This is a genomic window from Variovorax sp. 01T439_2, from assembly GCF_056398445.1.
Genome location: NZ_JBFTPJ010000721.1, coordinates 1 through 5,985 on the forward strand (window position 1 = coordinate 1; position 5,985 = coordinate 5,985).

The 5,985-nt window shown below is 65.5% G+C and carries 7 protein-coding genes and 1 pseudogene; all 8 read right to left on the minus strand.

Going from position 1 to position 5,985, the window contains the following annotated elements; all coding sequences use genetic code 11:
• On the minus strand, window positions 1-196 hold a 196-nt coding region (locus tag AC1DOC_RS26565), incomplete at its 3' end, for an ATP phosphoribosyltransferase regulatory subunit (RefSeq protein ID WP_478130821.1).
• A gap of 43 nt (window positions 197-239) precedes the next feature.
• Window positions 240-428, minus strand: a complete 189-nt coding sequence (locus AC1DOC_RS26570) for a DUF2065 domain-containing protein (protein WP_012747315.1) — start codon at window positions 426-428, stop codon at window positions 240-242.
• 20 nt (window positions 429-448) lie between these two features.
• Window positions 449-1,354 (minus strand): protease modulator HflC, encoded by a 906-nt coding sequence (hflC, locus tag AC1DOC_RS26575; RefSeq protein ID WP_012747314.1) that lies wholly within the window; start codon window positions 1,352-1,354, stop codon window positions 449-451.
• 16 nt (window positions 1,355-1,370) lie between these two features.
• Window positions 1,371-2,741, minus strand: a complete 1,371-nt coding sequence (gene hflK / locus AC1DOC_RS26580) for an FtsH protease activity modulator HflK (protein ID WP_278879059.1) — start codon at window positions 2,739-2,741, stop codon at window positions 1,371-1,373.
• Between the two features lie 74 nt (window positions 2,742-2,815).
• On the minus strand, window positions 2,816-3,898 hold the full coding sequence (hflX, locus tag AC1DOC_RS26585) for a GTPase HflX (RefSeq protein ID WP_478130822.1): 1,083 nt from the start codon (window positions 3,896-3,898) through the stop codon (window positions 2,816-2,818).
• Between the two features lie 52 nt (window positions 3,899-3,950).
• Window positions 3,951-4,196 (minus strand): RNA chaperone Hfq, encoded by a 246-nt coding sequence (gene hfq / locus AC1DOC_RS26590; RefSeq protein WP_012747311.1) that lies wholly within the window; start codon window positions 4,194-4,196, stop codon window positions 3,951-3,953.
• A gap of 164 nt (window positions 4,197-4,360) precedes the next feature.
• On the minus strand, window positions 4,361-5,704 hold the full coding sequence (der, locus tag AC1DOC_RS26595) for a ribosome biogenesis GTPase Der (RefSeq protein ID WP_478130823.1): 1,344 nt from the start codon (window positions 5,702-5,704) through the stop codon (window positions 4,361-4,363).
• A gap of 48 nt (window positions 5,705-5,752) precedes the next feature.
• Window positions 5,753-5,985 (minus strand): annotated as a pseudogene (locus tag AC1DOC_RS26600) (outer membrane protein assembly factor BamB); the annotation flags it as partial.

The window sequence follows — 5,985 nt, forward strand, 5'->3', positions numbered from 1 at the left end:
GCTTGAAGGTTTGGAGATCGAGCGCCTCGCCGGTGCCGGACAGCAGCGACTCGAGGTGCTCGAGCAGCGGCGGCATCACCAGCTCGTAGCCATAGCCACGGGCGGTATCGAGCAGCTGGCGTCGAAGTTCTTCGATGTGGCGCGCCTCGGAAGGCAGCACATCGGCAATGTGATCCGGGAGGACCCAGGCGGACATGGGGATCGGGGGCGTGGTTAAACCGGGATTCTACCGGGCCGCGCTACCCCAGCAGCCAAAGAAGGGCCAAACCCAGCAAGATGCTGCAAAGTCCGAAGAAGCGCAGCTGGCCGTCGCGCAGTTGCATGAGCTGCCCGAAGCCGCGCCGCCACCCGCCTGGCGAGACGAAAGGCAGGATGCCCTCGATCACCAGGACGAGCGCCAGCGCACTCCAGAAGATTTCGGCGCTCACGGCGGCGGCCCGGCGCAGGATCAGCGGCGCGGAGGAGCGTTGCCTGCGGGCGTGCCCGAGCTCTGCATGGCCCGGAAGAAGTCCGACGACGGGTCGAGCACCATCACGTCGCTCTTCTTGTTGAAGCTTTGCTTGTAGGCCTCCAGGCTGCGATAGAACTGCGCGAACTGCGGGTCGCGGCCAAAGGCCTCGCTGTACGCAGCGGCAGCCTGGGCATCGCCCTCGCCCTTGATCTTCTGGGCATCGCGGTAGGCGTTCGCCACGATCACTTCGCGCTGGCGGTCGGCGTCGGCGCGGATCTTTTCACCTTCGGCCGTACCGGTCGAACGCAGTTCGTTGGCCACGCGCTTGCGCTCGGCCTCCATGCGGCGGTAGACCGATTCGGTGATGGCTTCCACATAGTCCACACGCGTGATGCGCACGTCGACCACGTCCACGCCCCAGGGCTTGGAGCCCTTCACCACGGCCAGCACTTCTCGCTGCACGTCGGCCATCAGCGCTTCGCGGCGCACCGAGATCAGGTCGCGCACGGTGCGCTTGTTGATGTTTTCCTGGAAGGCGTTGCGCACCACGCGGTTGAGCTGCGTGGCGCCCGCGTTTTCGTCGAGGCCGACGTTGCGGATGTAGGCCTGCGGATCGGTGATGCGCCAGCGCACGTACCAGTCGATCACCACGCGCTGCTTCTCGGCCGTGAGCATCGGCTCGGTGTCGAGGCTGGAGAGCGTGAGCAGCCGCTTGTCGATGTACGACACGTTCTGGAACGGCGGCGGCAGCTTGAAGTTGAGGCCCGGTTCGGTGATGACGCTCTTGATCTGGCCAAGGGCATAGACCACGCCGAACTGGCGCTGGTCGACCACGAAGAGGGTCGAGCTCAGCAGCACGAGCAAGACGAGGATCGACGAGGCGATGAATCCGATTCTGTTCATGTTCTTCCTGGCCTTTTCAACGCACGTCGCGATCACGCGAACGGCCATCGCGGGCACGGCTCTCGCTCGATGGCGGCACCACCGGAATCACCGACGACTGGGCGGGCGCGGTACCTGCCACGCTGGGGCTGGCCGCATCGACCGGCGTTGCGGCCGGGTTGCTGCCGCTCAGCTGCATGAGCTTGTCGAGCGGCAGGTACAGCAGGTTGGAGCCTTGCTTGGTATCGACCAGTACCTTGGTGGTGCTGGCATAGATCTGCTGCATGGCGTCGGTGTACATGCGGTCGCGGGTGACCTGCGGCGCCTTCTGGTACTCGGCCAGCACCGCGCTGAAGCGGCCGGCATCGCCCTGTGCCTGTGCGACGATGCGCGCCTTGTAGGCTTCGGACTCTTCCTTGAGACGCGAGGACGTACCGGCGGCAAGCGGCACGACCTGGTTGGCGTAGGCCTGCGCATCGTTCTTGGTGCGCTCGCGCTCCTGGCCGGCCTTGAGCACGTCGTCGAAAGCGGCCTGCACCTGCTCGGGCGGACGCACTCCGCCCTGCTGCAGGTTGATGCCGACCACTTCGACACCGATCTTGTAGCGGTCGAGGATGGTTTGCATCAATTGCCGCACGCGCGGGGCGATCTGGTCGCGCTCCTCGGCCAGCGCGGCATCCATCTTCATCTTGCCGACCACCTCGCGCACGGAGCTCTCGGCCACCTGCACGATGGTTTCGGCCGGCGACTTGCTCTCGTAGAGCCAGGCCTGCGCATTGCTCAGGCGGTACTGCACGGCGAACTTGATTTCGACGATGTTCTCGTCTTCGGTCAGCATGGCCGATTCGCGCAGGCCGGTGGAGCGCACGATGGCGTCGCGGCCCACGTCGGTCGAGCGGATCTGCGTGACCACCACCACCTCGTGGCGCTGGATGGGATACGGCAGGCGCCAGTTGAAGCCGGCATTCACCGTCGTCTTGTAGCGGCCGAACTGCGTCACCACGGCCTGCTGGCCTTCGTTCACGATGAAGAAGCCGGTCCCGAGCCAGATGAGAACGGCCACCGCCGCCACCAGGCCGAGGCCGAAGCCGGCATTCTTCATGTCCGGCCGATAGCCGTTGCCGCCACCGCCATTGCCGCCGCCGGTGGGGCGATTGCCGCCGCCCTTGCCGCCGAAGAAGCCGCCCAGCTTGCGGTTGAGGTCGCGCCAGAGTTCATCGAGGTCGGGCGGGCCCTGGTTCGGGCCCTGGCCGCGGGGGCGGTTGCCGTTGCCGTTGTTGTTGCCCGAGGGCGGTGGCGTCGGGCCGCCCGGCGGGTCCGCGTCGGGAGGCCGGTTGCCGGTTGGGCGGTCGCCGTTGGACGACGGCTCGTCGCCACGGCCCCATCGGCCATCGTTCAGGTTGAACATGCCCAGAAACCCTCTCCACGCTGGCTTTGCATTCATTCGCTTCGTTCTCTTGTCAGTGGCGGGATTGTGCCCAATCAATTGGCGGTGTCGTGCAATTCAGTGTCGGCCTCTGGGGTCATCGCGTCGCCCAGGGAGCCCGACCGGCGGGCCAGCTCGGCGCGCAGCAGGGGCAGTCCCTCGCCGCTGCGGGCGCTGAGGAAGATGCGCGGAACCCGCACGCCGTCGATTTCCATGTCGTCCTGCAGATGCAGCGGGTGCTGCGCAGTTTCAAGGGCATCGAGCGGATTGGAGGCATCCACCACGTGCAGCAGCAAGTCGGCATCGACGGCCTCCTGCAGCGTGGCCTTGAAGGCGTCGACCAGCCCGTGCGGCAGGTCGCGGATGAAGCCGACGGTGTCGGAAATCGAGACCTGCCTGCGGGCATCGCCCAGGTAGAGGTTGCGCGTGGTGGTGTCGAGCGTGGCAAAGAGCTGGTCGGCCGCATACGCGCGAGCCTTGACCAGCGCATTGAACAGCGACGACTTGCCGGCGTTGGTATAGCCCACGAGCGAGATGTTGAAGGTTTCGCGGCGCTCGCGCTGGCGGCGCTGCGTGCCGCGCTGCTTCTGCACCTTGGCCAGCCGCTCGCGCGTGCGCTTGATCGATTCGCTGATCATCCGGCGGTCGAGCTCGATCTGCTTTTCGCCGGGACCGCCGCGCACGCCGGCACCGCCCGTCTGGCGCTCCAAGTGGGACCAGCGGCGAACCAGGCGCGTGCTCAGATACTGCAGGCGAGCCAGCTCGACCTGCAGCTTGCCCTCATGGGAGCGGGCGCGCTGGGCAAAGATCTCGAGGATGAGGAAGGTGCGGTCGTACACCGCCACGTCGAGCTGGCGCTCGAGGTTGCGCTGCTGCGCCGGGCTCAGCGACTGGTCGAAGATGACCTCGCTGGCCTGGTGCATGGCGGCCAGTTCCTTGATTTCTTCGGCCTTGCCGCTTCCAACGAAAAGTGCGGCGTCGGGCGCCTTGCGCTTGCAGACGAGGCGCGCGACAGGCGAAAGGCCCGCGGTCTGCGCGAGCAGGCCGAGTTCCTCGAGTTCGCTGTCGAAATGGGGCAGCCCGAAATCGACGCCGACGAGAACGGCGGCGCCTTCCTGGCGGGAGTTCAATTCAGACAAGCGGGATCAATATGGAAAAAGCGCGGCGGGGTTACCGCCGCGCTCCGCGCGATCAGGCTGCGGCGTCGTCGTTCTCGGCAGCCGAGAAGTTGACGGCACGACCCGGCACGATGGTGGAGATGGCGTGCTTGTAGACCATTTGCGTGACCGTGTTGCGAAGCAGCACGACATACTGGTCGAAAGACTCGATCTGGCCCTGCAGCTTGATACCGTTCACCAAATAAATGGAGACCGGCACATGCTCGCGACGCAGGGTGTTCAGAAACGGGTCTTGTAGAAGTTGCCCTTTATTGCTCACGATATTCTCCGTGTTCAAGAGTAGTTGTTGGAGAGATGACCTTAACACAGGGTTTCTGCGCTGCAGCAATCAGGGTCAAAAGCCTTTGAAAAATAACGTCTCTCAAAAGGCGGAACTTTCGACCCGGCCATGGCTCATCGGCCGCCATCGGCAGCCAAGCGTGCTCAATCGTCCTTGTCCGCAAAGGGATTTTGCGAGCTTTTGAACTGGATGCGCAAGGGCGTGCCCACCAGATCGAACTCCTTGCGGAAGCGCCCTTCGAGAAAGCGCTTGTAGGCCTCGGTGACATGCTCCAGCGAATTGCCGTGGATGATGATCACCGGCGGATTCATGCCGCCCTGGTGCGCATAGCGCAGCTTGGGGCGGAACATGCCCGCGCGCTTGGGCGACTGGAACTGCACCGCCTCCAGCAGCAGCCGGGTCAGCACCGGCGTGGACATCTTCCGCGTGGCCGACTTGTGGGCCTGCGCAATGGCCTGCCACACCGGACCCAGGCCCTGGCGCTTGATGGCCGAGATGAAATGCAGCGATGCGAACTTGAGGAACGGCAGCCGGGTTTCGATCTGGCGCTGGATCTGCTCGCGCTGGTAGCTGTCGACCGCGTCCCACTTGTTGATGGCAATCACCACCGCGCGGCCGCTTTCGAGGATGTAGCCGGCGATGTGCGCGTCCTGGTCGGTCACGCCCTGCGTGGCATCGAGCAGCAGCAGCACGACGTTGGCCGACTCGATGGCCTGCAGCGTCTTGACCACCGAGAACTTCTCGATCGCCTCGAACACCTTGCCCTTGCGTCGCAGGCCGGCCGTGTCGATCAGCTCGAAGCGCTGGCCGTTGCGCTCGAACGGCACCGAGATGGCGTCGCGCGTGGTGCCCGGCAGGTCGAACGCCACCAGGCGCTCTTCACCGAGCCAGGTGTTGATCAGCGTGGACTTGCCGACGTTCGGCCGCCCGGCCACCGCCAGCTTGATGGGCTTGTTGACGTCGTCCTCGTCCGCCTCGTCGTCGGGGTCGGGCAGGTTCAGCGGCGCGAGCGCCAGCTCGACCAGGTCGCGCATGCCCTGCCCGTGCGCCGCGGACACGCCATGCACGTCGCCAAAGCCGAGTTCGTAGAAATCGACCAGCTTGGTGCCGTCGTGCATGCCTTCGGCCTTGTTGGCCGCCAGCACGCAGGGCTTGCCGAGCCGCCGCAGCTCGTTCGCAATGTCGTGGTCCTGCGCCGAAAGGCCTTCGCGGGCATCGACCACGAAGATCACGACATCGGCCTCGGCCACGGCCTGCCGCGTCTGCTTGGCCATTTCCTTGTAGATGCCGCTGCCCGCATCGGGCTCGAAGCCCCCGGTGTCGATCACGATGAACTCGTGCTTGCCCAGGCGGCCGYTGCCATAGTGGCGGTCGCGCGTGAGTCCGGCAAAGTCGGCGACGATGGCGTCGCGCGTCTGCGTGAGGCGGTTGAAGAGGGTCGACTTGCCGACGTTGRGCCGCCCGACCAGGGCCACGACCGGCTTCATGGCCGGCCTTTCAGGGGCGCGGTTTTCATGGTCGGGCCTTGCAAAGAGTTATTCAGGGCGATATCCAAACACACCGCCGTTGGCAGTCACCACCACCACCGTGTTGCCGGCCATCACCGGCGTGACGCCAATGGCGGAGCCATCGGGCGTGACGCGATTGAGCAGTGCGCCGTCTTCGCGCGAGACGAAGTGCAGCGTTCCGTTGTCCTCGCCGATCACCAGCGAACGGCCCACCGCGAGCGGCCCGGTCAGGATGCGGTTCTTGAACCGGGTCGACTGCC